At 34.3% G+C, this 25,621-nt stretch carries 22 protein-coding genes and 1 pseudogene; 1 reads left to right on the top strand and 22 read right to left on the bottom strand.

Annotated features, from left to right (window positions below; translation table 11 throughout):
* Positions 1–14 precede the first annotated feature (14 nt).
* The 8 genes and pseudogenes from DS830_RS02770 to deoC all read right to left on the bottom strand — a co-directional run bounded on the left by DS830_RS02770 (position 15) and on the right by deoC (position 8,911).
* Positions 15–779 carry a hypothetical protein gene (locus tag DS830_RS02770; protein ID WP_118908153.1) on the bottom strand — a complete coding sequence of 255 codons (765 nt, stop codon included), beginning with the start codon at positions 777–779 and terminating at the stop codon, positions 15–17.
* A 230-nt stretch (positions 780–1,009) separates the two neighbouring features.
* The gene (locus tag DS830_RS02765; protein ID WP_118908152.1) at positions 1,010–1,216 is read right to left on the bottom strand and encodes a hypothetical protein; all 207 of its coding nucleotides are present in this window, start codon (positions 1,214–1,216) and stop codon (positions 1,010–1,012) included.
* 1,334 nt (positions 1,217–2,550) lie between these two features.
* Positions 2,551–3,822 carry an NCS2 family permease gene (locus DS830_RS02760; protein WP_240366826.1) on the bottom strand — a complete coding sequence of 424 codons (1,272 nt, stop codon included), beginning with the start codon at positions 3,820–3,822 and terminating at the stop codon, positions 2,551–2,553.
* A 23-nt stretch (positions 3,823–3,845) separates the two neighbouring features.
* Entirely contained in the window at positions 3,846–5,045 is a 1,200-nt protein-coding gene (locus DS830_RS02755; RefSeq protein ID WP_118908150.1) for a NupC/NupG family nucleoside CNT transporter, read from the bottom strand.
* Between the two features lie 17 nt (positions 5,046–5,062).
* Positions 5,063–5,770 carry a purine-nucleoside phosphorylase gene (deoD, locus tag DS830_RS02750; protein WP_118908149.1) on the bottom strand — a complete coding sequence of 236 codons (708 nt, stop codon included), beginning with the start codon at positions 5,768–5,770 and terminating at the stop codon, positions 5,063–5,065.
* Between the two features lie 15 nt (positions 5,771–5,785).
* Positions 5,786–7,020: pseudogene (locus DS830_RS02745) on the bottom strand (thymidine phosphorylase).
* A 19-nt stretch (positions 7,021–7,039) separates the two neighbouring features.
* Positions 7,040–8,230 (bottom strand): phosphopentomutase, encoded by a 1,191-nt coding sequence (locus DS830_RS02740; protein WP_205526796.1) that lies wholly within the window; start codon positions 8,228–8,230, stop codon positions 7,040–7,042.
* A 15-nt stretch (positions 8,231–8,245) separates the two neighbouring features.
* Positions 8,246–8,911 carry a deoxyribose-phosphate aldolase gene (deoC, locus tag DS830_RS02735; protein ID WP_118908147.1) on the bottom strand — a complete coding sequence of 222 codons (666 nt, stop codon included), beginning with the start codon at positions 8,909–8,911 and terminating at the stop codon, positions 8,246–8,248.
* Between the two features lie 108 nt (positions 8,912–9,019).
* On the opposite strand from deoC, the gene DS830_RS02730 reads away from it, so the two are divergent.
* The gene (locus DS830_RS02730; protein ID WP_118908146.1) at positions 9,020–9,970 is read left to right on the top strand and encodes a sugar-binding transcriptional regulator; all 951 of its coding nucleotides are present in this window, start codon (positions 9,020–9,022) and stop codon (positions 9,968–9,970) included.
* A gap of 51 nt (positions 9,971–10,021) precedes the next feature.
* On the opposite strand, the gene DS830_RS02725 is transcribed toward DS830_RS02730, so the two are convergent.
* The 14 genes from DS830_RS02725 to DS830_RS02660 form a co-directional block, all read right to left on the bottom strand.
* Positions 10,022–12,547: a M1 family metallopeptidase gene (locus tag DS830_RS02725; RefSeq protein WP_240366825.1), complete on the bottom strand. Its 2,526-nt coding sequence runs from the start codon at positions 12,545–12,547 to the stop codon at positions 10,022–10,024.
* A 173-nt stretch (positions 12,548–12,720) separates the two neighbouring features.
* Positions 12,721–12,909: a 2-hydroxymuconate tautomerase gene (locus tag DS830_RS02720; protein ID WP_118908144.1), complete on the bottom strand. Its 189-nt coding sequence runs from the start codon at positions 12,907–12,909 to the stop codon at positions 12,721–12,723.
* A 2-nt stretch (positions 12,910–12,911) separates the two neighbouring features.
* Positions 12,912–14,150 carry a peptidase T gene (gene pepT, locus DS830_RS02715; protein ID WP_118908143.1) on the bottom strand — a complete coding sequence of 413 codons (1,239 nt, stop codon included), beginning with the start codon at positions 14,148–14,150 and terminating at the stop codon, positions 12,912–12,914.
* A 14-nt stretch (positions 14,151–14,164) separates the two neighbouring features.
* On the bottom strand, positions 14,165–14,959 hold the full coding sequence (locus DS830_RS02710; protein ID WP_118908142.1) for a Nif3-like dinuclear metal center hexameric protein: 795 nt from the start codon (positions 14,957–14,959) through the stop codon (positions 14,165–14,167).
* On the bottom strand, positions 14,952–15,644 hold the full coding sequence (locus DS830_RS02705) for a tRNA (adenine(22)-N(1))-methyltransferase (protein WP_162887481.1): 693 nt from the start codon (positions 15,642–15,644) through the stop codon (positions 14,952–14,954). The genes DS830_RS02710 and DS830_RS02705 overlap by 8 nt, the downstream gene beginning before the upstream one ends.
* 65 nt (positions 15,645–15,709) lie before the next feature.
* Positions 15,710–16,837: an RNA polymerase sigma factor RpoD gene (gene rpoD, locus DS830_RS02700; RefSeq protein WP_118908140.1), complete on the bottom strand. Its 1,128-nt coding sequence runs from the start codon at positions 16,835–16,837 to the stop codon at positions 15,710–15,712.
* Between the two features lie 12 nt (positions 16,838–16,849).
* A complete protein-coding gene (gene dnaG, locus DS830_RS02695) occupies positions 16,850–18,691 on the bottom strand; it encodes a DNA primase (protein ID WP_118908139.1) in 1,842 nt (613 codons plus the stop codon).
* A gap of 109 nt (positions 18,692–18,800) precedes the next feature.
* Positions 18,801–20,879, bottom strand: coding sequence for a glycine--tRNA ligase subunit beta (gene glyS / locus DS830_RS02690; RefSeq protein ID WP_118908138.1), 2,079 nt, complete (start codon positions 20,877–20,879; stop codon positions 18,801–18,803).
* Positions 20,872–21,795: a glycine--tRNA ligase subunit alpha gene (gene glyQ, locus DS830_RS02685; RefSeq protein WP_118901575.1), complete on the bottom strand. Its 924-nt coding sequence runs from the start codon at positions 21,793–21,795 to the stop codon at positions 20,872–20,874. Before glyQ ends, glyS begins: the two co-directional genes overlap by 8 nt.
* Positions 21,796–22,043: 248 nt before the next feature.
* Positions 22,044–22,805 (bottom strand): DNA repair protein RecO, encoded by a 762-nt coding sequence (gene recO / locus DS830_RS02680; protein WP_118908137.1) that lies wholly within the window; start codon positions 22,803–22,805, stop codon positions 22,044–22,046.
* The gene (era, locus tag DS830_RS02675; protein ID WP_118908136.1) at positions 22,805–23,710 is read right to left on the bottom strand and encodes a GTPase Era; all 906 of its coding nucleotides are present in this window, start codon (positions 23,708–23,710) and stop codon (positions 22,805–22,807) included. The genes recO and era overlap by 1 nt, the downstream gene beginning before the upstream one ends.
* Positions 23,703–24,107, bottom strand: a complete 405-nt coding sequence (locus DS830_RS02670; RefSeq protein WP_118908135.1) for a cytidine deaminase — start codon at positions 24,105–24,107, stop codon at positions 23,703–23,705. The genes era and DS830_RS02670 overlap by 8 nt, the downstream gene beginning before the upstream one ends.
* A 7-nt stretch (positions 24,108–24,114) precedes the next feature.
* Positions 24,115–24,591, bottom strand: a complete 477-nt coding sequence (gene ybeY / locus DS830_RS02665; protein WP_118901563.1) for an rRNA maturation RNase YbeY — start codon at positions 24,589–24,591, stop codon at positions 24,115–24,117.
* Positions 24,592–24,594: 3 nt separating this feature from the next.
* Positions 24,595–25,560 carry a PhoH family protein gene (locus tag DS830_RS02660; protein ID WP_118901560.1) on the bottom strand — a complete coding sequence of 322 codons (966 nt, stop codon included), beginning with the start codon at positions 25,558–25,560 and terminating at the stop codon, positions 24,595–24,597.
* Between the last annotated feature and the right edge of the window lie 61 nt (positions 25,561–25,621).

Below are 25,621 nucleotides of genomic sequence, written 5' to 3'. Positions count from 1 at the left end.
ATTATCTACCATCCTTAATTTCTCATTAATAAAGAATTTATTTTTATTTTTGAGCTTACAATATAACCAACGATACAATATATAACAAATAAAGATAACACTGATAATAGCTGATACATATTTACAAAATTATGATATTGAAAAAAATTAATAATTAGAGAAGCAACCTGGGTAACATAATCCGCTGGATTAATCCCAAAAAGAAGTTCCCCTATAAAAGATCCCGTATCTTTTCTAACAGCAGATAGCCAAATCATTAAAAAAAGGCCTAAATTAGCAAGTACACTACTAGTATTAAATCGCAAAGGAAAAATATCGAGTAATACACTAACAAACATTACAGGAAAAGCAGTAAATAAATAAATTAAAGTATATATTAAAACAATTTTTATAATATTTTTAATATCAAAAAAAGAAATAAACATACCAAATAGGAATATGCACATATACCCAAAAAGAAACTCACTAATTAATAGTCCATAAACCGGAAATTTTCGTTCTCCCCCAGAAATCATAGTAAAGGTTTTTAAAAAACCACTTTCTCTGAAACTAATAAGCTGTAATGAAACACCATTTATAGCAACTGAAACTACCATATATGCAAAATAATTACTTGTAGATAATAATAGTTTATAGAGCGAAACTTTACCAAAAGAAAGATAATGAAAATTTGAAAAAATATAAAATACAGCTGGCAAAAAAAGCGTATATATAAATGGAATTTTTTCAGACCAAATAATTTTATTGAATGTTTGGACATAGTTATAAATTATTTTCATATTGTACACACCTCACGGAAAAAGAATTGGATTTCCCTTATTATTAGGATTAATTATTTGAGTGTTTATATGTGGAAAGGTATCTGTAGAAAAAACTTTTACTATTTTTATTCCAGTTTTTTTATTAATTGAAGGAATAGATACAGCGTAATATTTTATCGGTACCTTACGTATTAATTTTTTCAAAGAATTAAGATCATTATTATTACGTTTCTTTTGCAGTTTATAATCTAAAAGAATTTTTCCAAAAATAAGAATTTTTGAATAAACTCTTTAGCTGTTTGATTTAAAAAATTTTTCTTATAGAGTTCTTTTTCATTATTACTAGGATTATTTTGATATAACAAAATAGATTCATAGCTCTGTTGAAACTCCTCTAAAGCGCCATTTAACGCTTCAGTAAATGCTAATCCAGCATTTAGACCTATTGAAAACACTTTATTATTAGTACCTATTATTAATATGACAAAAATACCGCATTATTTTAGATAATTTGATTTTTAATTGAACTATATACTTATAGTTAAGGCCGCATGTTGAGATAACATGTAGCCTTTAAAATTTTAATTACTTATTTTTCATGGTAACTACCGCAACTGGAGGAACAACAGAAATAATTATCATCATGAATTTCAGCGACTCTATTATTTTGCAAACTTCTTTCATATCCAAAATTTATGCTTATCTCCATCCTCAAAGAAGGTATTTACCTTTGCACTAATCTTTTTATCTCTAATTTATAATGGAAATGTTTGATCTTCATAAATCTTTTTTTCTTCAGTTTTAGTTACAATAGCTTTCATAGTAATAGCCTCCTTATTAAGAATATAGAGAGTATACATTAAAAAAATATTAAAGGTCAATAATAAATTTAATTTTTCAAGTGGTATTTATAAGGAATTTTCTAAATGAAAAAGTATTTTTTATTAGATTTCAATAGTCCTAAAAAAATATTACTAAGATTTTTTTAATTAAAGAGACAGCTTTAAACAAAAAAACTATAATCTATTATCGTAAATTCTATAATTAATAAAAAAGATATTAATCTAAAACGCCCAAAGTAAATGACGAAGCAGCAACTAAAAATTTAGAGGTCATTATTGAACCCGCAATTATTGATAAAAATCTCTTCGTGACGCAGTTTATTCAGGGCAAGATTGCTGGTTATTATCAAGATAATTTAGTAATTGGTAATCATTTAATAAGGCTCAATGAAATTTATGCTATCAAAATAAAAAAGTCTAAGATTTAACTTAGACTTTTTTCTAGATTACTTTGATTAACTTTAAGCTGTAATGTATAGAGAATTTTATTACATAGACTGACCTATTATTGACTATAAAAAATAATATTAATTGCATGAGCACAATATTATTGCTGATTAACACGTTATTGTCGACAATACTAAATAGTAACTTGTACGATGAATTATTTTTAAAATATTGTGGTTTTCAATAACATTATTATCATCATAACATAACCGTTTTATCTGAAATTACAATCCTAATCTTTTGTTCATCTTTTGTTCTAAATTTTATTTATAATTACAATTTTGATTTTTTACTGGGGGGCATTTAATGGGTCTGAAACTTGGCGAGCATAGCAAGACAAGGTTTCTGCATTGAGGAACGGTGGCGGTGATTGGAGCTAGGTTAAATTAATAAAAAATCACTATCTCATACAAGACAGTGATTTTTAATGTTAAAATAATTGAATTCTAAATGTAGAAAATTTGACTTTTTTCAAAAAGCAATAAGCTAAAACTTTCTACTTATGTTAAAAATGTACTACATATTAAATTAATTAAGAAAATCAGACTGAGAATCCACATAGTAACTGATATTTCTTGAGTTTGATGGACTACACTTTTGGTTATGGGATAACTAATAAAACCAAAACATAATCCGGTCGCAATACTGCCAGTTAAAGGAATGAGCACAATAATTAAAAATGCTGGAAACCAATCACTAAAATCTTCAAAATTAATCAATTTTAAATTTTGCATCATCGTGGCTCCCGTAATAATTATCACTGGCGCAATTGCTACCTGAGGTACATATTTCAAAAATCCAACTAAAAATAAAGAAGCCATAAAGAAAACACTAGCTACTAATGCTACTAAACCTGTCCGTCCACCAGTTTCTATTCCAGCTGCACTTTCTGCTGCAGCTACTGTGGGACTAGTGCCTATAATTCCTGACAAAAAGGCTGTTATAGCACTACTTTGAAAACTACGCTTAAACTTACTTTTATTTGGCAAAATTCCCTCTAATAAGCCCATCGACTCAAACACTAAAATCATGGTCATTGAAAAAACTGCTAACCAAAATTTTATATCGCCTATCGCTTCAAAATTGCCTTGCGCAAAAATCTGCGGTAAAGAATTAATCTTTGAGAACTGTACTGTTGCTGTTTGCCCTTTAATATGAAAAATAAAACCAACGATACTCGTGACTAAAATACCGATAATAAAATTCCCAGGTATTTTCATTAGAAATAAGACTAAAGTGATAATCAAGCCAAATAATGCTAATAAAGTACCAGCATTTTGAAGAGAACCCAACGCTAAAAGCGAGCCATTATGACCGGATACTATTAACCCTGCCTTTTCTAGACCCAACTCCACCAAAAACATTCCAATCCCCACTGTTATTCCAGTTTTAATGACTTGAGGAATTGCATTTGATAATAAGTCACTCAATTTTGAAAAAGCAATAACTATATAAAACAAACTACTAATTATAGACACCGCAATCGCCGTTTGCCAAGAAAAATGCATAGATACTACTAAAGTATAAGTAAAGAACGCATTCACACCCATACCAGGTGTCAAGATAATAGGTGCTTGTCCCCAAATAGCCATAATTAAACAGCCAATAATAGAGATAATAATCGTAGCAAAAACACTCAGATCAAAAGGCATACCAGCATCTTTTAAAATCATTGGATTGACAATAATAATATAAGAAATCGCAAAAAAACTAGTTATTCCGGCTAAAACCTGGGTTCTAATCTCTTTATAACTTTTCAAACTACGTAACAAACAACCACGCCTTATATAAAATTTTACCAGACAAATAATCCTACAAATCCAGCTGAAAGTAGAGAAACTAAAATCCCAGATACTAACATTAATCCAACATTAGAAGATACATAATCATTCCGTTTACGATCAACTAAACCTTTAAATGCTCCAATAATCATCCCTACTGTTGAGAAATTAGCGAATGATGTTAAAAATACTGTTAAAACAGCTTGGTAATGAGGTATTAAAGATTTAACTGTATTTGTAACTTGTCCCATAACTACAAATTCATTTGTAACCAACTTGGTTCCCATATATTGGGCCAATTGGAAAGAATCTTGAGGATTCAATCCCATTAACCATGCAAATGGAAACATTACAATACCTAAGAGATGTTCCAAACTTAGCCATGGATGTATAATTCCTAAGATTTTATCAATTAAGGCAGCTAACGCTACAAAAGCAATAACATTGGCTGTAATAATTAGAATTAATTTACCTGCACCTAAAATCGAATCTCCTAAAAATGAAAAGAACGGCTCCTTAGCATTTTTTTCATCACTCATCTTTGCAATGACATCTTCTTCTTCAGTGATATGCACTGGATTTATAATATTAGTAACGATAATGGAGTTAATAATATTAATAGGAATAGCCGTTAAAATAAATTGCGCAGGCATCATTTGCGTATAAGCTCCCAAAATAGAGGCTGTTACACAAGACATGGACATCATAGCTAAAGTTAAATCTCTTTCCTTACTCATTGTTTTTAATTGAAGTCCAGATACAGCTAAAGCTTCTGTATTTCCCAAAAACATCATTTCTACTGCAAAAAATGATTCAAACTTGGGTTGCCCGGTAATTTTAGCAAGACCTTTACCAATCCATTTAATAATCCATGGTAAAAATCCAATATAGGTTAAAATATCAAACATTGGGACAATCATTAAAATTGGCATTAAAGAGCTAAAAACAAAATCCATATTCTTAACGTGAACCATACTAGGAAAAGCAAATTCAATACCCTTATAAGCAACTTGTACTAATGCATTAAATCCATCAGCTGCACCCTTAACAATTACACGACCAATAGAAAAATCAGTTAAAAACCATGATAATAATAGATTTAATCCTATCATTACAATAATTGATCGCCAATTAATTTCATGTTTTTTCTTTGAAAACAAAAACGCTACACCGATAAAAACACATAAACCTAAGATATTTATTGCAATATACATGAGAGGCTCCTTTTTATTTAAGCTGTTTGAGCTGTATCTAACGCAATCTTTATCATATCATTAAAAGAACGTTCGCGCTCTTTTGCAGTTGTTTCTTCACCAGTAACCAAATGATTGCTGATAGTCAATATTCCCAAAGCTTTAACCTGATATTTTGCTGCTAATAAATATAAAGCTGCTGATTCCATTTCTGTGCCTAAAACACCATAATCAATTAACTTTTGTCTATCCATTTCATCATTATAGAAACGATCTTCAGACAAAATATTACCTACTTTGACTGTGATATTTAATTTTTGAGCTGCCTGATAAGCTTTCATTAACATTGTAAAATCGGCTGTTGGTGCATAATAAATACCACTGCCAAAAGTATTATTAATAATTGAAGAATCAGTGCTAGCACTTTGAGCGATAACAACATCACGTACATGAATTTGCGGGCTCATTCCTCCACAAGTACCAACTCGAATTAAATTTTTAACATGAAATTCTGTAATTAATTCTGTAGCATAAATAGAAATTGAAGGAATACTCATTCCTGATGCTTGTATTGAAACTCGTTTTCCTTGGTATAAACCAGTATAGCCATAGGCATTTCTAACTGTATTATAACATACAGCATTCTCTAAAAAATTTTCTGCAATATATTTTGCTCTTAACGGATCTCCAGGCATTAAAACTGTTGATGCTATATCTCCATCTTGAGCATTAATATGAGTACTCATAATGATCTCCTATATTTATTTAATAATCTGATAAATCATTTGTAGCTTCTCTGCATGATCAAAAATTTTAATATTATTTGTTAATAGTTGTTTTACTTCATCAACATTTTTCTGATCACTATAAATAGTTAAGATGGGTTCTCCCTCATGGATTGTATCACCTATTTTTTTATGAAGTTCAATCCCAACTGCATAATCTAATTGATCATCAGTTTTTTGGCGACCGCCTCCTAGCATCATGCTAGCAATTCCAACTTCATCTGCTTCTATTTCTGAAATAACTCCAGATTTTTGAGCAATTAATGGAATCCGATATTTAGCTTGTGGCATTACTGTATAGTCTTCAATTACTCTGGTATCGCCTTTTTGTGCTTTAATTAACGCCCGAAATCGTTCTAAAGCTTTCCCTGATGTAATAGTATCTTCCAAAAGCTCTTTGGCTTCATCAAATCAGCGGGGCCTTGTCCTTTTAACAAATCAATAGATTCTTCAATTTCTAAAGCATTACCTATCTTGTTACCCAAAGGTTGGTTCATATCAGAAATTACCGCAATACACTTCATACCAATACTTTTGCCTATTTCTACCAACGCTTGTGCCAATTCTATGGACTTATCTAAAGTCTTCATAAAAGCCCCGGAACCAGTTTTGACATCAATAACTAAAGCGTCAGTTCCTGAAGCAATTTTTTTACTCATAATAGAACTAGCAATCAGTGGAATCGAATCTACAGTATCTGTTACATCTCGTAATGAATAAATTCTTTTATCAGCTGGTGCGATGTTTTTAGTTGCACCAATAATAGCTAAACCTTCTTGAGACACTTGTTTAAGAAATTCTTGTTCACTAATTTCGACTTGATAACCAGGAATGGCTTCTAGTTTGTCTAATGTTCCTCCAGTATGACCTAACCCTCTACCTGAAATCATTGGTACCGGTATTCCAGTAGCTGCAACCATGGCTGCCAAAGGCAAACTCACTTTATCACCTACACCACCAGTAGAATGTTTATCAACTTTAATTCCTGGAATACTAGTTAAATCTAAATGCTCACCAGATTGCATCATTTTCATAGTCAAACTTGATCTTTCGCTTTTGGTCATACCTTGAAAGTAAATAGCCATTAGTAATGCACTAATTTGATAATCTGGGATGGTATCGTTTACAACACCATCAACAAAAAACTGAATTTCGTCATCATTTAATTCAGTTCCATTTCTTTTTTCATCAATTATATTAATCATTTTCATAACTTTTTCTCCTTTCTTGCTAATTCAAATCAGCTAAAAAGCTCTTCCCAACAGAATTACCTGTAACATTAAAATTATCTAAAATAATAGCTCCCATATCTGCAAATGTCTGCCGAGTTCCTAAAGATCCGTGATGTTTCATACTTGGTGAATAAACAAGTAAAGGTACATATTCACGAGTATGGTCCGTGCCGCGAAATCCTGGATCATTTCCATGATCTGCAGTAATCATCAATAAATCATCATTTTTTAATTGATCTAAAACACTGCCTAAACGTTCATCAAAATCCATTAACGCTTGACCAAAGCCCATAGGATTACGACGATGGCCATACATAGCATCAAAATCTACCAAGTTCATAAAACAAAATCCTGTAAAACTTTCATGCAAAACATGATCCAAATGATCCATACCATCCATATTACTTTCGTTATGATAACCTTCGATAATTCCATTTCCAGAAAAAATATCATTAATTTTTCCAATACCAACAGTATGAATATTACTGTCTGCAAGATAATCAAGTACTGTTTTTCCTATTGGCTCCAAAGAAAAGTCGTGCCGATTAGCTGTTCGAGTAAAATGATCTTTGTCAGAACCTATATAAGGCCGAGCAATAACACGTCCAATTGTATATTGTGGACCATTAACTAAACTACGCGTATATTCACAGATTTTATATAACTCTTGTACTGAAATTACATCTTCATGAGCTGCAATTTGCAAAACAGAATCACCTGAGGTATAAATAATTAAATCTCCTGTTTTCATTTGCTGCTCACCGAGTTCTTGAATAATTTTAGTACCTGATTCAGGACGATTGCCGATAATTTTTCTTCCGGAAAATTGAGCAATTTTGTCTAATAACTCATCAGGAAAACCATTAGGAAAATAATCTAAAGGTTTATTAACTGGTAATTCCATCATTTCCCAATGGCCATCCATACTATCTTTACCAGCAGAAATTTCTTGCATTTTCCCATAATATCCTAATGGATTATTAGCGGCTGGTACTCCAGCAATTTCTTGAGTTCGCAAATTGGAAATACCCAACTTTTGTAAATTAGGTAATTTTAAATTTCCTTGATAGGCATCCCCAACATGCCCTAAAGTATCTGCACCTAAATCATTGAATTTATCTGCATCTGCTGCGGCTCCTGTTCCAACAGAATCCAAAACAATTCCAAATATTCTATTAAATTTAGTCATAATAATAACTCCTTATCAATTTTCAGACAAAATTTTAACAGTTGCACTAACACCTAAGCGACTAGCACCTGCGGCAATCATTGCTAATGCTTCTTTACGACTATGAATACCACCAGAAGCTTTAACACCAAGACGATTACCCACAGTTTTCCGCATTAAAGCAACATCTTCAACCTTAGCCCCAGCAGAACTAAAACCTGTTGAAGTTTTGACATAGTCTGCTCCTGCTTTTTCTGCGAGCTCACATGCTTTAATAATTTGAGAATTATTCAAAAAAGAAGTTTCGATAATAACTTTTAGTAATTTATTTTTTGAATGTACTTCCTGAACAACAGAATGAATATCATTTTGAACAAATTCATCATTTCCGCCAATTAATTCGCCAATATTAATTACCATATCTATTTCTTCAGCACCATCTAATAGCGCTGTTTTTGCCTCAAAAGTTTTAGCATTTGTACTTGTTGCACCTAGTGGAAAACCCACTACAGCAATTGGATTCACAGTAGTATTTTCTAATTCTTTTTTAACATATGCAATCCAATGTGCATTAACACAGACAGAAGCGGTATTATATTTTATAGCCTCCATACAAGTTTTTTGGATATCCTCTTGTGTAGCATTAGGTTGTAAATTAGTATGATCTAAATATTTTGCTAATTGTTCTCTAGTTAACTCCATTTTTAAACCCCTTTCATTTTCAAACAAATAGTACCATTTTATTTTACATTTATAAATATGCATGTTGAAATTAATTTCAATCAATAAAATTAATATGAGGTAATGTTAATGATACAATCGAAAAATCAAAAGAAAATTGAACAAGCTTTAAAAATTAGTCGTCTATATTATATTGATGAAATGAGTCAATCTGATATTGCTAAAAAATTGCAAATTTCTCGGCCAACTATTTCAAGGTTACTGCAGTTTGCTAAAGAAAATAATATTGTTGAAGTAAAAATTCACGATCCCTTTCAAAATGTTGAATCTATTAGAAAACAGTTGCAAGCAAAATATCATCTGAAAGATGCAATCATCGGAACCCAAACAAATACTAATGAAAATAATATTTTAAAATATCTAGGACAACAAACTGCCGATTATTTAGATAAAATTATTCGTGATAATGATATTATTGGAATTAGCTGGGGGAAGACTATGGAGGCAATAGCGAATAGCTTAAATGATAATTTTCATAAAAATATAGAAATTGTCCAACTAAAAGGTAGCGTAACTAATTCTCAGGAAAGTAATTATTCTAGTGATATCACTCAAAAATTCAGTCGTGCCTTTCATACTCAAGCTGAAATTTTACCATTACCAGTTATTTTTGATGATGTTACTACCAAAAACCTAGTTGTTAAAGATCGATTTATTAATAATGTTTTAGAAAAGGGATTTAATTCTAACATTGCTATCTATACAGTTGGGACGACTTTACCCACGGCCATGCTTTTTCGACTCGGATATTTAGACAAAGAAAAAATAGATCATATAAAAAAAGTTGCTGTAGGTGATATTCTTTCAAGATTTATTACAGATGATGGGATGATTGCAGATAAAGAATTAGATAGTCGAACTGTAAGTATTCCCTTAGATAATTTAAAAAATAAAAAATATTCAATTTTAATAGCAGGTGGAAGAAAAAAGTTAGCTTCTATTCATGCAGCTTTAATGGGGGGATATCCGAACGTCTTGATTACTGATTTGATTACGGCTAAAGATTTATTAAATCAGTAATTAAAAAATCCGCTTTAGACTAAATTTGAAAGTCTAAAGCGGATTTTTATCTTAAGCAATCATAGCTTCAATTGCCTTGTTGACAGCTGCTTGTTCGTGTTCAATTAATTGAACACGCCCTTTAATAACTGCCATATCCATTTTTATTTCCCGAGTTAATCCAGGTGTATTAAGTTTTGGTTCAAAGAAAGCTTTAAATTCTTCTAAACGTGTTGGTGTCCGAAATACTTTACTTATTACTGTAATATAAGTGATAAATTCCATATCGCCACCAACGGTTTTTTCAAGCCAAGACCAATCATTGCGCAACCAATCCCAAGCCATTTGTTCACCGTGAGCATTATTTAAGACACCTGCAAACCAAGCTCGTAAATCTTGTGGCTTAATAATCTCAGAATTTTCAAAAGCTGCAACAATTTGCTGTAATAAATTTTTATCAGGAGTTTTGGTTAATGCTGCACAAATGTCGGCTTTATAGCTAGCATCAGCACTTTGTTGGTACTCTTTTAATAATTGTGTAAACAATTGTGGTGTACTAAAGTTTTGAACTTCATTTTTTAAGACATAAAGTCGAATATCGGCTGCCAATTTAGAAAGATTCTGCGCAAATTTTCCAAATAATTGGTGGGCAGCTTGTATTGAATTTTTATTTTGGGCGTAAATTGAAGCATTTAAAATATATGGTCGAGTTAATTGATCATCATTAGACTCACCTTGACGCGATTGCCAACCCAAACGTTCAATCTGTGGTGCACTTAATTGGTTAGTGAAAGTACGCAAATTTTGTTCAGATTGCGAATCAGGCTGCACAAAGTCTTTCAAGTTGTTAATAATACGATATAAAATATCATTTACGATATGAGATTTGCTTTGAGCAAATTTAGGTAATAAAGGCACCAACTCTGCATACGAAATGGTTTGACTTTGTGCTAAAAGCAATAAGTCCTGCAAGAGTTGCAATTGTGAAATTGCATTAAGAGATTGTACGTTATCTAAAATATCTGTTAATAAAGTTTGATCATATTGCACAATAAAATGTGATTCATTCCCATCGTTCAAACGCAACGGCTGTCCTGTTGCTTGGCGCAACTGTTGATAATTGCCTAATTTAATACTTTGCTCGGTCATAATTTGAGGAGCTGTAAAATTAGCCTTTAACGGAATAGCCCATTGACGTCCAGTTTCTTGTCCATCACCAATAAAGAACTGCTGTTGACGCAATTGTAAATCACCATCAACCACACTGGCTTTAACTACAGGATATCCTGGTTGTTCCAGCCACGTATTCATAATTTTACTGATATCAATTCCTGAAGCTTTACTTAAGGCTGACCATAAATCTGCTCCGGTTGCATTATGATATTGATGTGCCGCAAAATATGATTTTAATCCTTGGCGTAAGGCGTCATCACCAATTAACGCCCTGACCATGACTAACATCCGCGCACCTTTAGCATAGACAATAGCCGAATCAAAAATTGAATCGATATCTGCAGGATGTTCCACTTGAACATGTACAGACTGAACACCATCAACAGCATCACGTTGCAATGCCATAGGTGCTTCAGCTGTTTGGAAAGTTTCCCAAATATGCCACTCTGGTTCTAGAGCATCAATTGCAACGTATTCCATCATATTGGCAAAACTTTCATTTAACCATAAATCGTCCCACCATTGCATAGTTACCAAATCACCAAACCATTGGTGAGCTAACTCATGTGCAATGACAGTAGCAATATTGCTCTTTAATTCCAAAGAAGCGTTGTCTGGATCTAACATTAAATAAGCTTCCCGATAAGTGACCAATCCCCAATTTTCCATTGCTCCGGCTGAAAAATCAGGTAATGCTAATTGATAAGAATGCGGTAATGGATATGGTGTTTGATAAAAATCTTCATAAAATTCAATTGAGCGCTTGGCAATATCTAACGCAAAGTCTAACTCCTTAGCTTGATGAGCTTTAGTTGCAAAAACACCAATTTCCACGCCACTCTTGGTTTGAGTTAGCTTACTTTGTAATTCACCAAAAGCAAAAGCTACCAGATAAGTTGACATGCGCACTGTCGGTTCAAAGTAGTGAACACCCTTTTCAATCTTTACCTCAGGCATATTGCTAATTACTGTCTCTCCTGGTTGTTCATCAAATTTAATCGCCAATGTAAAAGTAGCTTTGGCAGCTGGTTCATCAATGCAAGGAAAAGCCTGACGGGCAGCAGTAGTTTCGAATTGAGTACCAATAATCTGCTTTTGCACACCATCAACTTGATAGTATGAAGGGTAAATGCCCATCATTGAATCAGTTAAAGGAGCTGTATAGTCAATTGTTAACTTAACTGCTCCAACTTCATGTAACGAAAACTGAAACACTTCATTATCATCATCTATTGTGAAATTAATCTCTTGATTATTAACTTGGACTTGCTTAATTTGTAAATACTTTTGATTGATAGCAATCTTATTATCTAAAGCTTCTCCTGTAATTACAGTCTGTCCAGTAATTGTTTTAGTTGCACGATTGATATCTAAATAAATGTCATAATGCTCAGGTCGAAACGAATCGAGTAATCTTTTTGTCACAATATAAATCTCCCTTAATTACATAGTTACATTTATTAAATAGCTTTAAATCTCATTAGTCAAACTAAACCTCTTTCTCATTTTCCAGCTTATATGTTTAATTGTATTTATTAGAAAGTAAAAATACCGATTGTCACAGTTTATGATAACTGTGCAACCGGTATTGATTAAAACTATTTTTCATCTGATTTTAAGATGCCGCCTACAGCATAATGATTCTTTTGCATTTCACTAAGAACAACATGAACATGTTCTTTAGGTGCTCCTGTGTTCTTGCTGATAGCTTCTGTAACATCTTGTACCATTTGTTTTAATTGCTCGGGTGAGCGTCCTTCAATTAATTCAATATGAACTAGTGGCATAATTATTCTCCCTTAACTGTTAATTTAATAATTTCTATAACAACATCGATTGCTTTTTCCATAACTTGCTCAGATACATACTCAAAACGTCCATGCATATTTTCGGGACCTGCAAAAATATTCGGCGTTGGTAAGCCCATAAAAGAAATAATAGAACCATCTGTACCACCGCGTACTGCTTCTTCTTGAGGTTTAATTCCGACATTAATCATTGCTTTTTCCGCACGCTTTACGACATCTTGATGATTTTTCATTATTTCATACATATTATAATACTGATCAAAAACTTTTGCTTGTACTGTATTAGCACCATATTTTTCATTTAATTGAGCTACAATTTGTTTAATGAGCTGTTTGCGTTCTTCTAAACCTTCACGCTCAAAATCACGAATAATGTAAGCCATATCGGCATGATCAACACTACCAGTAAAATCAGTTAATAAGAAAAATCCTTCCCGACCAGCAGTTTTTTCTGGAACTTCTTGTGCTGGCAGAGCTTGTTGCAATTCCATTCCAATTAAAGTTGCATTAACCATAATATCTTTGGCTTCACTTGGATGTACGTCTTTGCCAGTGATATGAATTTTAGCAGCCGCAGCATTAAAAGTTTCAAATTCTAGCTGTCCTTGCGCACCGCCATCAACAGTATAAGCAAAATCAGCCCCAAAAGCTGGCACATCAAATCTTTTTGCACCTTGACCAATTTCTTCATCTGGTCCTAGACCAATCCGCACTTTACCATGTTTAATCTCGGGATGACTAATTAAATATTCCATTGCCGTAATAATTTCACTTACGCCAGCCTTATCATCCGCTCCTAATAAGGTAGAGCCATCCGTTGTAATTAAAGTATGTCCTGCATAATTTTTTAAACTAGGAAATACTTCTGGATCTAATTGGTATTTGCCCTTTGGGTCCAATTTAATAATACTTTGGCCATCATAATGAGAAACTTCTTGAGGATTTACTCCTTCAGAATTAAAATCTGCTGTATCTACATGTCCCAAAAAGCCAACTACTGGGACTTCTTGTTCTAGATTGGCAGGCAAAGTGGCTGTTAAATAAGCTGTTGTAGGATTATATTCCACTTCACTCAAACCAATATGTTCTAATTCGGTTTTTAATTTTAACAAAAAATCAACTTGACGTTGCGTAGAAGGAACGGTAGTTGAATTTTCATCCGAGCGCGTATTCTGTTTCACATAACTTAAAAAACGCGGTACTAATTTTTCATATTTCATTAAATTAACTCCTTTTAGATAAATTTAAAAGGTTCTGTATTACTTTGCGATGCCAAAACTGTCAAGTTCCAATTATTAGCTTGTGACCACTGCTCTAACAAAGATTTAGTTTTAGCAATGAAAATCGCTTCAATATGATGGCCCGGGTCAATCACATTTAAATTAGCAGCCAACATATCGTGAGCTGTATGGTAGTACACATCTCCAGTAATTAAAACATCTAGACCATTAGCTAAGGCTTGTGTATAAAATTTACCGCCATCACCACCAATAATTCCGATTTTTTGAACTAACATTTGCGGGTTATTGCTGATTAAGCGCAGACCAGTTAAAGCTAATTGCTGTTTGATCTTATTTGATAATTCTAGCACGGATATTGCTTGTGATAAAGTCCCCCATCGCCCTAAGGGTATTTTGTCTTGATCCAAACAAAATGTTTGTACTTGTTGCAATTGTAATTGCTGAGCCAGCCAATCATTCATCCCCTTGGCAGCTTTGTCCATATTTGTATGTGCCGCATAAACTGTAATTTGGTGGCTCAACAAATCTGAGTACATTTGATTTTGCGGATTAGTCGTATCTAAGTTATGTGCAGGATGAAACATAACTGGGTGATGAGCAAAAATAAAATCAACCTTTTGCTCAATAGCTTCTTGAACGACTTCTGGGCGAACATCTAAAGTTGTCATTACCCGCCGAACCGGTTGGTTTAAGTTTCCGAGCTGTAATCCAGTTGGATCATGTTGCATTTTCAAAGACAATGGTGCGTACTCTTCAATTTTTTGGACTAATTCATAACCATTAGGCATAGTTTAAAACCTCCTTGATTTGTTTGATACGTAATTTTGCAGCCGCAATTTTTTGTGGTTGTGGCTGTCGAGCATTTTGTAAGTTATTAGCCATAAATTCAGCACGACGTAATTGTTCTTGCCATTTATGAATAAAAATTGGATCCCGTTTTTGCAATAATTGTGGACCAAACATAATTTGCTGTTCAGTTAAAGTAATTGGTGTTGCTAATTTTTGGGCACGAATAATTTCATAAATATGGCGTCCTTCCTGCACAATATTTTCTTGGACAATACTCCAGTTATGGTTATTTAACCACGAACGTACGCATGCTTCATCGTTATTTGGTTCCAAGATAAGTTGTGGAATATACTCTAATTGTTGTTGTCCTTGCTCTAAGATTTGAGCAATAAGTTGACCACCCATACCAGCAATAACTGCTAAATCCACTCGATCACTAGTGGTCAAACCGGTTAGTCCATCTGCCAATCGGGTAGTTATTTGTTTTTGTAAATGAGCAGCCGCAATATCTTTTTGAGAAATATTGCGAGGACCGACACTTACTTCACTAGCAATGGCGCGCTGAATTTGCTGCTGCTGCACTAGATAAATTGGCACATAAGCATGATCCGAGCCAATATCAGCTAAACAATTTATTGGTGGCACCATTTCAATAATAGTTTGTAAACGTGGTGATAACTTCAAGGTTTCAATCTCCCTATGTATAGTAAAAAGAAGTTGAGGCATTTTTGTCTCAGCTTCCTCGTTGACTATTCTAAAAAGTCTTTTAGTTGTTTAGAGCGTGACGGATGGCGTAATTTCCGCAAAGCTTTGGCTTCAATTTGGCGAATTCGTTCTCGTGTAACACCGAAAACTTTGCCCACTTCTTCCAAAGTGCGAGTGCGACCATCGTCAAGTCCAAAACGTAAGCGCAACACATTTTCTTCTCGATCAGTTAAAGTATCTAAGACGCTTTCTAATTGTTCTTTTAATAATTCATAAGATGCATGATCTTCAGGGCTAGTAGCATCATCATCTTCAATGAAATCTCCTAAATGCGAGTCATCCTCTTCTCCGATTGGTGTTTCCAAAGAGACTGGTTCTTGTGCAATCTTCAAAATATCTCTGACCTTAGGAGTCGGAATATCCATTTCTGCTCCAATTTCTTCTGGCGTTGGTTCACGACCTAAATCTTGTAGCAATTGGCGTTGAATCCTAATTAACTTATTAATCGTTTCTACCATATGCACAGGAATACGAATTGTTCGTGCTTGATCAGCAATTGCACGGGTAATGGCTTGACGAATCCACCAAGTAGCATAAGTTGAAAATTTAAACCCTTTTTGGTAATCGAATTTTTCAACAGCTTTCATTAATCCCATATTACCTTCTTGAATTAAATCCAAGAAATGCATACCGCGACCAACATATCTTTTCGCAATCGAAACCACCAAACGTAAATTAGCTTCAGCTAATTGTTGCTTAGCTTCTTCGTCACCCTTTTCAATTCTTTGAGCCAATTCGACTTCTTGTTGGGCATTTAATAGTGGTACTCGACCAATTTCTTTCAGATACATCCGCACAGGATCGTTCATCTTGACACCAGTAGGTGCTGACATGTCATTTAATTCATGATGGTTGACTTCTTTTTGATTTTTTAAAGCTAGTTGACTAGGATCACCTTTTTTGTCAACAACGCTCATTCCATGCTCTTGCAGATGATCAATCAAATCCTCAACTGAATTATTTTTCAAATCAAAAGGCTTAATAATTCTTTCTTCAACAACATCTTCAGGAATTTTTTTTTCTTGTTGAAATTCTTTCATTAAGGCTGTTGTCGCTTTGTCTAATTCCTTGCTGGATTTAATAACACTTTTTTTCTTTTTATTGGTCGCCATCGCCAAGCCCCCTTAACTATTTTGTGACTCTAATTTTTTGCGTAATGCTATTAGTTCCATGGTCAATTGCAATTCTTGCTGAGCATCACCAATTTGGGCTGCTTGCTTAATTTGGGTTTGATAAGTTTGCAATTGCTGTTGTTGCTCATGATGCCTGATATTATCAATATAATCTCGCACCTCATCTTCTGAATAATCAGCTGGACGTTCCATCATTTCAATAGTTACCACTAGTTCACGTAAATTATCTGGCACCAAATCAACAAACTGGGCTACCGTCAAATCTGTTTGCAACAAAGAATTTCGCAACCAGCAATCAAAAATATCTTGATATTGCTGGTGTACAAAACTAAAATCCGCATACTTATCCAGTATACCAACTACTTCCGGAAAATGAAAAATAATGTTTAATAAATTGCGTTCTGATTTTTCAACACTGCCCAGCTGATTATAACCCAAATCATGATTGGCTTGTGAATTAATAACTGCTTGAGATTTCCCATAATCAGCCACTGGTTGTAGTATTTTTTGTGTTTTTTGTTTATCTTGTAATTCTTTTTGAACTGCTTGCTTTGAAATTCCTAACTGATCTGCCAATTGACCTAAATATAACTCTTGTTCCACCGGTGATTGGACCTGAATAATATATTCTAAGGCTCCGTTAAGAAATTCTACCTTATCAGCATCATTACTCAAATCATATTGCTGACTTAAATATTTAATCATAAAAGCCGTTGGTGTTAAAGATTTATGTTCCACTAAAGTTTTAAAAGCTGGTGCACCTTGAGCTTTAATAAATTCATCTGGATCCTGGCCGTTAGGAATAACCACTACCCCAACGTCAAAATTGGTTGATTTGAGCAATTGTAACGCCCGTTGAGCAGCCTTAATGCCTGGTGTATCACCATCATAACAAATGACTATTCTTTTAGTAATGCGATTTAACATATACAATTGTTGATCAGTTAGACTGGTCCCCATGGAGGCCACGCCATTTACAACGCCAGCTTGATAGGCACTAATCACATCCATAAAGCCTTCAAAAAGCACTACCTCGCCTTGTTCGCGAATGGCTTTTTTAGCTGCGGCTAAATTAAAAAGTGTTTGCCCTTTATTAAAAATTTCAGTTTCTGGACTGTTTAGATATTTGGCAATAGGCTGATCAGTTGCCGTAGCAGTTGTGAGTATTCTGCCTGAAAAAGCAACAATATTTCCACTTTGATCAGTAATGGGAAACATTACTCGGTCACGAAAACGATCATATAAATTACCCGCATCATCTTCAGAAAATAAGCCTGAACTATTTAATTCAGCATATTCTTTATTTTTCCCCTGAAAAAAACTAACCAAAGTTTTATTTTCTTTTGGTGCATAGCCAATTTGAAAATGTTTAATCGTTTCTAAGCTTAATTGGCGTTGTTGTAAATATTTTAAAGCTGGTTCTCCAGTGGTAGTTTTTAATAGAATATGATGATATAAAGCCTGAGCAGCTTGATAGTCCTGTTTTAATAAGGAAAATTGTGAATTACTGTTTTGCACAGTAACTGCTTGATAGTCTTCAGGTAGGCTAATCCCACTAAAATCGGCTACTTTAATCACAGCTTCAGGAAAAGAAAGATTCTCAATTTCCATTAAAAATTTAAAGACATTTCCACCACGTCCACAGCTGAAACAGTGAAAAATTTGCTTCTCTTCTGAAACAGAAAACGAGGGCGTCTTTTCTTCATGAAAAGGGCATAGACCAAATAAATTGCGACCAGATTTTTTTAGTTGAACATACGGCTCAATAACATCAACAATATTAGTTTTCTGCCGTACATCCTCAATAAATTCCTCAGGAATTTTACCTGACATCTGGCATCACCTCCTTCAAACGGAGAGATAAAAGATAGCCGCATCAAAAAATGCGACTACTTTTCCTTATACAATATTATATTTTACTCGTTTAGATACTTATTTGCAATTATTTCACAATTAATTGATTTAAATCGCCCAGTTGTTTAATCAGTTGTGTTAATTGATTCAATTGTTGCAAACGATTATTTCTAATTTTTAAATCTGGATCCATAACCATATTTTCATCAAAATAGGCAGTAATAACTGGTTGTAAATTAGTTAAGGCTTGATATTTTTGTTCTAAGTTTTGGTGCGAAAAATCTGGCACGATTGCTTGAACAGCTTGATAAAGTTGTTGTTCAGATTCTGTTTGGAATAAGGCTGGTTGCACGTTAATCTCTGAGGCAGACAATTTAGCTTTTTGTGTAATACGTAAAATCCGGGTTAATGCTTCAATGCTATCTTTAAAGTTAGCATCTTGACGATGTTTAGCAATCACTTGCACATCTTCCATCATAGCGGTTGGATCTAATTGTGGCAAAGCAACTACTGTATCAATCAAATCATGTGCTACTGCTGCTTGACTAAATAACTGTCGAATGCGATCAATGATAAATTCATCAAAATCAGCCTGATGTTGCAAATAATCAAATTTTACAGTTGATAACTTTTCTTGATAAGCAGCTACAATTTCATTTTGCAATTGATGTAAATCAAGTTGCCAATTTTCATGTTGCAAAATCCGGACAATTCCCAAAGCTTGGCGCCGTAATCCATAAGGATCATTAGAACCATTAGGAATTAAGTCAACTGCAAAAAAGCTCAAAATACTTTCAATTTTGTCTGCTAAAGCTAAGACTGCTCCTACTTGAGATTTTGGCAATTGACCTTGGGCTGAATTAGGCAAGTAATGCTCACGAATAGCTTGTGCGACAGCCGGATTTTCTCCCATAATAAGTGCATATTTTTCACCCATTACTCCTTGTAATTCCGCAAATTCTCCTACCATGTCTGTTACTAAATCAAATTTATAAATTTGGGCAGCTCGTAATACATCTGCTGTTTGTTCAGCTGAAAGTTGTAATTTTTGCGCTAAAATTTGTGCGATAATGCGTGTACGCGCCATTTTTTCACTCATTGAACCAATTTTATCGTGGAAAGTAACTTGTTGTAATTGCTCTACATAATAATTGAGACTATTTTTTTGATCTTCAGCAAAAAAGAATGCTGCATCTTCTAAACGAGCCACCAGTACTTTTTCATTTCCGGCAATCACATTATCTAAGTATTCACGATTACCATTACGAACACCAATAAAGTAAGGTGCTAAACTACCATCTTGCTGGCGCACATAAAAATAACGTTGATTATCTTTCATGGAAGTTATTAAAACTTCTTCGGGCATTTGTAAATACTTATCTGCAAAGCGCCCGGCAAACGCTGTAGGATATTCCACTAAGTTGTTTACTTCTTCTAATAAATCTTCATCTAAGTCAACTTGCCAATCATGTTCTTGAGCAATCGCAGCAATTTGTTGTTGAATGATATTTTTACGTTCTTGGGCATCCACAATAACAAAATCATCCGCTAAAACCTTTTGATAATCTGCAGCTGTTGCTAAAGTAATTGTACTTCCCAAAAAACGATGTCCTTGAGTTTGATTACCGGCCTGAATATTTAACAATTTCATCTCAATAACTTGATGATCTAGCATTGCGACAAGCCAATGAATAGGACGAATATATTCCAAATTAAATTTATTCCAACGCATTCTAGTTGGAAAATTCATCGCCTTAATTGGTTCAATCAATCCGGCCAAGACTTCTGTTGCCGGTTTACCTGCAATATGTTTTTTGACATAAACATATTCTGTTCCCTTAAGTTCTTGAAAATAGATATCCGCTGTAGTCATTTTTTGGCCACGGACAAAACCTTGAGCGGCCTTACTCCAATTGCCTTGGTCATCTTGGGCAATCTTTTTGGCAGGACCTTTGACAGCAATATCTTCATCTGGCTGCTGTTCGGCTACATCATGAATCATAATAGCCAACCGCCGTGGAGTAGAAAGTGCTTCAACTTGACCATGTGCTAATTTTTGTTCTTTGAGATAATCTACTACCCGTTGCTGTAATTGTTCAATAGCACCTGTTACAACATGAGCAGGCATTTCTTCTAAACCAATTTCTAATAAAAATGTTTTAGTCACGATCATTCATCTCCTTTAGGACTTTTTCTCGAGTAGTTTCATCTAATAACGGAAATCCTAATTTTTGTCGCTCTTGAACAAACGCCCGCGCTATTTGATGAGCTAATGACCGAATGCGATGCATAAAACCTGCTCGTTCAGTAACAGAAACCGCTTTGCGCGCATCTAACAAATTAAAAGTATGACTGCACTTTAAAATATAATCATAGGCAGGATGAACTAAGCCTAATGCAATTAATCGCTTAGCTTCACCTTCATAATCATCGAAAAATTGAAAGAGCATCTTGGGATCACTTACTTCAAAAGAATACTTAGAATGTTCATATTCTGGCTCTTTAAAAATATCACCATAATGAACGCCATTGCCCCATTCCAAATCAAAGACAGAATTTACATCTTGAATATAAGAAGCCAAGCGTTCTACTCCATAAGTAATTTCACTAGTTACTGGATTAACACTTAAGCCACCAACTTGTTGAAAATAAGTAAATTGCGTAACTTCCATACCATCAAGCCAGACTTCCCAACCAACACCAGCACAGCCCATGGAAGGATTTTCCCAATTGTCTTCAACAAAGCGAATATCATGCTCTAATGGATCAATTCCCAAAGCTCGTAAACTATCAAGATAATATTCTTGAATATTTAACGGTGATGGTTTCATAACTACTTGAAATTGATGATGTTGATATAGTCGGTTAGGATTATCACCATAGCGACCATCGGCTGGTCGTCTCGATGGTTCAACATACGCTGCATTCCAAGGCTCAGGACCGATTGCTCTTAAAAAAGTATATGGGCTCATTGTACCAGCCCCTTTTTCGGTGTCGTAAGCCTGCATTAGCATACAGCCTTTATCGCTCCAAAACTTTTGCAAAGTCAAAATCATTTCTTGGATATTTAACTTTTTAACCACTTTTTCTACCTCACTTTATCCAATACAGCATTCATTCCAGTTAGGTCAAGCATACAAAAAATCCCTATGCAACACCAAAGATTGCATAGGGACGAATTTATTCGCGGTTCCACCCTACTTCAGGAATAACCTGCACTTTTAATATTCTAAATTAATAATTCACCATTAATATCTTCGTGCTCTCACTATTCACGCTCGCTGTTTAATCCACCTAGTTATTCTAGCATCTTCAAAATAGGTGTCAATAGTTAGATACGCCAATGATACATTTGATCAATGAATTTTTTACTTTTAGGATAAATTCCGACGCTATCACGATAAATAGCGTCAATAGTTTGCCGTAATTGCCCTTTAATACGGTGGTCAACCTTAATACTACCAATCCGCAACAAATCCACTTGGGCAAATAGACGTAAGTAAGCCACTGTCTTCGGCAAAAGTTGTAAACGATGCTCATCTGCTGTCCAGTGTTTTTGACAAATTATACCGCTCAATACAATTGAATAATCAAAAATTCCCCGTGTTTCTCCACCAATGACACAAGCTTTCAAATTGGGAGCCACACCAAAAGGTTCTAATAACTGGATTTCTAAAATATTGGTAATAATTTCCGGATCTAAACCTTGATTGATTAACTTGCTAGCTTGAGTTAACCTGCGAAACCACTGTAATTGTGGTTTGGCTGCACCAAATGCTCGTAATACTAAGTCATTCAAATAAGTAACATAGGCATTCAGCTTAATATCACTCGCAATTTGTGCAAATTGTTGAACTTTTAATCCATCATTGAGATACGAAAAACCTTGTGAGTTAATAGTACCTTGATATTTTCCATAAGTAAAAGGTAAGGCCAAATAACGCTGCTTGGATTTAGCCTTTTTTACTCCCCGCAACCAAAAAGTAATAATACCAAAGCGATCTGTAAAAATATGAACTAATTGGTCATTTTCTCGATAATCTTGATTCCGCAATACCAAACCATTAAATGTTTGATCTCGGAGTAATGTCATTATTTTAAATCCTTCATTGAATATCCTGCTCGTGCTAAAAACAGGGGATCATCGCGCCAATTCTTCTGTACTTTAATCCATAATTTAAGATTGATACTCTCACCTAATAAACGTTCAATTTTTTCACGGGAACGAATGCCGATGTTTTTAATCATACTTCCCTTTTGACCAACCAAAATTTTCTTTTGGCTTTGCCGTTCTACATAAATTGTTGCTTCAACTTGCAATTTACCATTAACTCGCTGATTCATTTGCTCAACAACAACTGCTACAGAATGAGGAACTTCTTGCCGAGTTAATTCGAGAATCTTTTCGCGAATAATTTCACCTACTACAAAATATTCTGGATGATCACTTAACTGATCTTCTGGATAATACTGAGGGCCTTCTGGTAAACGGCTGCCAATTGCTGTTATTAATTCATCAACATTATTGCCTTGTGTAGCAGAAATAGGAAAAGTCTCTGCAAATTTAAATAAACTATTATACTGTTCAATTAAAGGTAATAAATCATCTGGATGTACCAAATCAATTTTATTAATTACCAAAATAACCGGTAATTGACTGGCTTGTAATTTGGCAATGATATTTTGGGCATTGTCATCAATTGTCTCAGTTGCACTGACCATTAACATGACTACATCAACATCTTTTAAAGCAGAAAAGGCAGCAGTATCCATATATTTATCAAGATTATTTTTGGGAGTATGGACTCCTGGGGTATCTAAAAAAACAATTTGTTCATTTTCATTAGTATATATTCCCTGAATTTTGTTCCGCGTAGTTTGCGCCTTTGGTGAAATAATAGAAATTTCACTACCTAAAATTCGATTCATAAAAGTTGATTTACCAACATTAGGTTCCCCAATAATGGCTACAAAACCGGAATGAAAGTTTTTATTCATGTGTTAAATCCTCCGCTGTAAAAGCACCTGGCAAGAGTTGCCCAACTGTTGTTTGTTTGATTTTGCCAGTTTGATTGGTTAAATACACGGGCATTTCATCTGTACAAAACTCACTAATTACTTGGCGACATGCTCCACAAGGAACAATAACTTCTGTCGTTTTACCTGTGATTAAGAGCGCCTTAAATTGACGCTGTCCGGCAGCTACCGCAGTAAAAATTGCTGTTCGTTCAGCGCAATTAGTAGAGCCATAAGCCGCATTTTCAATATTACAACCCGTATAAATTTCTCCAGTTTGTGTCAGTAAAGCCGCTCCAACTGGAAAATGCGAATAAGGAACATACGCACGCGTTAACATTTTAGTGGCTGCTTGATATAAATCCTCTGGTATCATCATTTTATCACTACCGTTTCAATCCAAATTCATTTAATATTTCTTTTTGCAAGGCAAACATTTCTTGAGCTTCAGCTTCTTGAATATGATCATAACCTGACAAATGTAATAAACCATGAACTACTGTATAGCCAAATTCTCGTTCAAAACTATGGCCGTATTCTTGGGCATGATTTTTCACGACTTCGGGGCAAATAAACAAATCACCAATATTGCGGGGTACTCCAAATTCTTGTTCTAATTCTAATGTATTAATGCCATCGTCGTCACCATCTTCCAAAGCAAAACTAATCACATCAGTTGGTCGATCGGTTTGTCGATATTCTAAGTTAATTTTGTGTATCTCTTCAGCAGTACAAAATGTAATGGAAGCTTCCGTATCTGTGGGCAAATTAATTTTTTGAGCTCCATATTCGAAAAGTTTATGAGCTAATTCTAAATGCTTATCAGCAACTAAATGCTGATCATCATAAATTGTTAAATCCATTGACTACTCCTTAGTATGTTGAGCATAAGCGTTAATAATTTCAGCTACGACAGGGTGGCGAACAACATCGCTAGCTTGAAAATCTACAAACCCAATATGTGGTAAATTACGTAAAATTTGCTCCGCTTGCAGTAAGCCACTGCGAGAATGATTAGGTAAGTCAATTTGAGTTAAATCACCATTAACTATCATCCGCGAATTAAAACCAAGCCTCGTCAAGAACATTTTCATTTGTTCTCGCGTAGTATTTTGAGCCTCATCTAGAATAACAAAGGCTTCATCCAGTGTTCGGCCACGCATATAAGCCAGTGGTGCAATTTCAATGACTCCGCGCTCTAATAAGCGATTAGTATGATCACGCCCCATAATCGCAAATAAAGCATCATAAATGGGCCGCAAATATGGATCAACTTTTTCTTTTAAATCACCTGGTAAAAACCCTAAATTTTCTCCTGCTTCTACAGCTGGTCTAGTTAAAATTAGGCGCTGGACCTGGCCTTTTTTTAAAGCTGCGATTGCCATCACTACTGCTAGATATGTCTTACCTGTACCTGCAGGTCCAATGCCAAAGGTAATATCTTGATGTTTAATAGTTTGAATATATTTTCTTTGTCCTAGATTGCGTACGCGAATGGGTTTGCCTTTGGCATCTGTAATTAAAACTTCATTATATAAATCTTCAAAGTAGTCTAATTTACCTTCACGAGCCATCTGTGCCGCACTAACAACATCAACTTGTCCTACTTGTATCCCTGAATGCAACAAATTAGCTAGATGCTTCAAAATATCAACCACCAAATTTACGGTGGTACTTTCACCTTGAATATCTACATGATCACCAAAAGGATGGATAGTTACATCAAATTGCTCCGCTAACAAATGTAAATTGGCATCATTTACACCAAAAATAACTGCATCATCATTATTAAATAATTTAAAAGATTTCGTCGTTGTTTTAGTCAAACACATCTGCTCCTATCGTTATTTACCCCAGTATCATACTATTTATGTAAACTAAAAGGTTGGGACA

The organism is Bombilactobacillus bombi, assembly GCF_003522965.1.
In the GTDB taxonomy this organism is placed as follows: Bacteria; Bacillota; Bacilli; order Lactobacillales; family Lactobacillaceae; genus Bombilactobacillus; species Bombilactobacillus bombi.
This window is presented reverse-complemented; position numbering and strand designations above follow the sequence as displayed.

What these genes read in the sequence shown, in the direction of transcription:
- recO (WP_118908137.1), bottom strand. Translation starts at nt 22,805, where the DNA reads ATGACATTACTCCGAGATCAAACATTTAATGGTTTGGTATTGCGGAAT.
- DS830_RS02670 (WP_118908135.1), bottom strand. Translation starts at nt 24,107, where the DNA reads ATGATGATACCAGAGGATTTATATCAAGCAGCCACTAAAATGTTAACG.
- ybeY (WP_118901563.1), bottom strand. Translation starts at nt 24,591, where the DNA reads ATGGATTTAACAATTTATGATGATCAGCATTTAGTTGCTGATAAGCAT.
- rpoD (WP_118908140.1), bottom strand. Translation starts at nt 16,837, where the DNA reads ATGGCGACCAATAAAAAGAAAAAAAGTGTTATTAAATCCAGCAAGGAA.
- DS830_RS02720 (WP_118908144.1), bottom strand. Translation starts at nt 12,909, where the DNA reads ATGCCACTAGTTCATATTGAATTAATTGAAGGACGCTCACCCGAGCAA.
- DS830_RS02770 (WP_118908153.1), bottom strand. Translation starts at nt 779, where the DNA reads ATGAAAATAATTTATAACTATGTCCAAACATTCAATAAAATTATTTGG.
- deoD (WP_118908149.1), bottom strand. Translation starts at nt 5,770, where the DNA reads ATGAGTACTCATATTAATGCTCAAGATGGAGATATAGCATCAACAGTT.
- DS830_RS02660 (WP_118901560.1), bottom strand. Translation starts at nt 25,560, where the DNA reads ATGTGTTTGACTAAAACAACGACGAAATCTTTTAAATTATTTAATAAT.
- DS830_RS02730 (WP_118908146.1), top strand. Translation starts at nt 9,020, where the DNA reads ATGATACAATCGAAAAATCAAAAGAAAATTGAACAAGCTTTAAAAATT.
- DS830_RS02755 (WP_118908150.1), bottom strand. Translation starts at nt 5,045, where the DNA reads ATGTATATTGCAATAAATATCTTAGGTTTATGTGTTTTTATCGGTGTA.
- DS830_RS02710 (WP_118908142.1), bottom strand. Translation starts at nt 14,959, where the DNA reads ATGCCTAATGGTTATGAATTAGTCCAAAAAATTGAAGAGTACGCACCA.
- deoC (WP_118908147.1), bottom strand. Translation starts at nt 8,911, where the DNA reads ATGGAGTTAACTAGAGAACAATTAGCAAAATATTTAGATCATACTAAT.
- era (WP_118908136.1), bottom strand. Translation starts at nt 23,710, where the DNA reads ATGAATAAAAACTTTCATTCCGGTTTTGTAGCCATTATTGGGGAACCT.
- pepT (WP_118908143.1), bottom strand. Translation starts at nt 14,150, where the DNA reads ATGAAATATGAAAAATTAGTACCGCGTTTTTTAAGTTATGTGAAACAG.
- DS830_RS02740 (WP_205526796.1), bottom strand. Translation starts at nt 8,230, where the DNA reads ATGACTAAATTTAATAGAATATTTGGAATTGTTTTGGATTCTGTTGGA.
- dnaG (WP_118908139.1), bottom strand. Translation starts at nt 18,691, where the DNA reads ATGTCAGGTAAAATTCCTGAGGAATTTATTGAGGATGTACGGCAGAAA.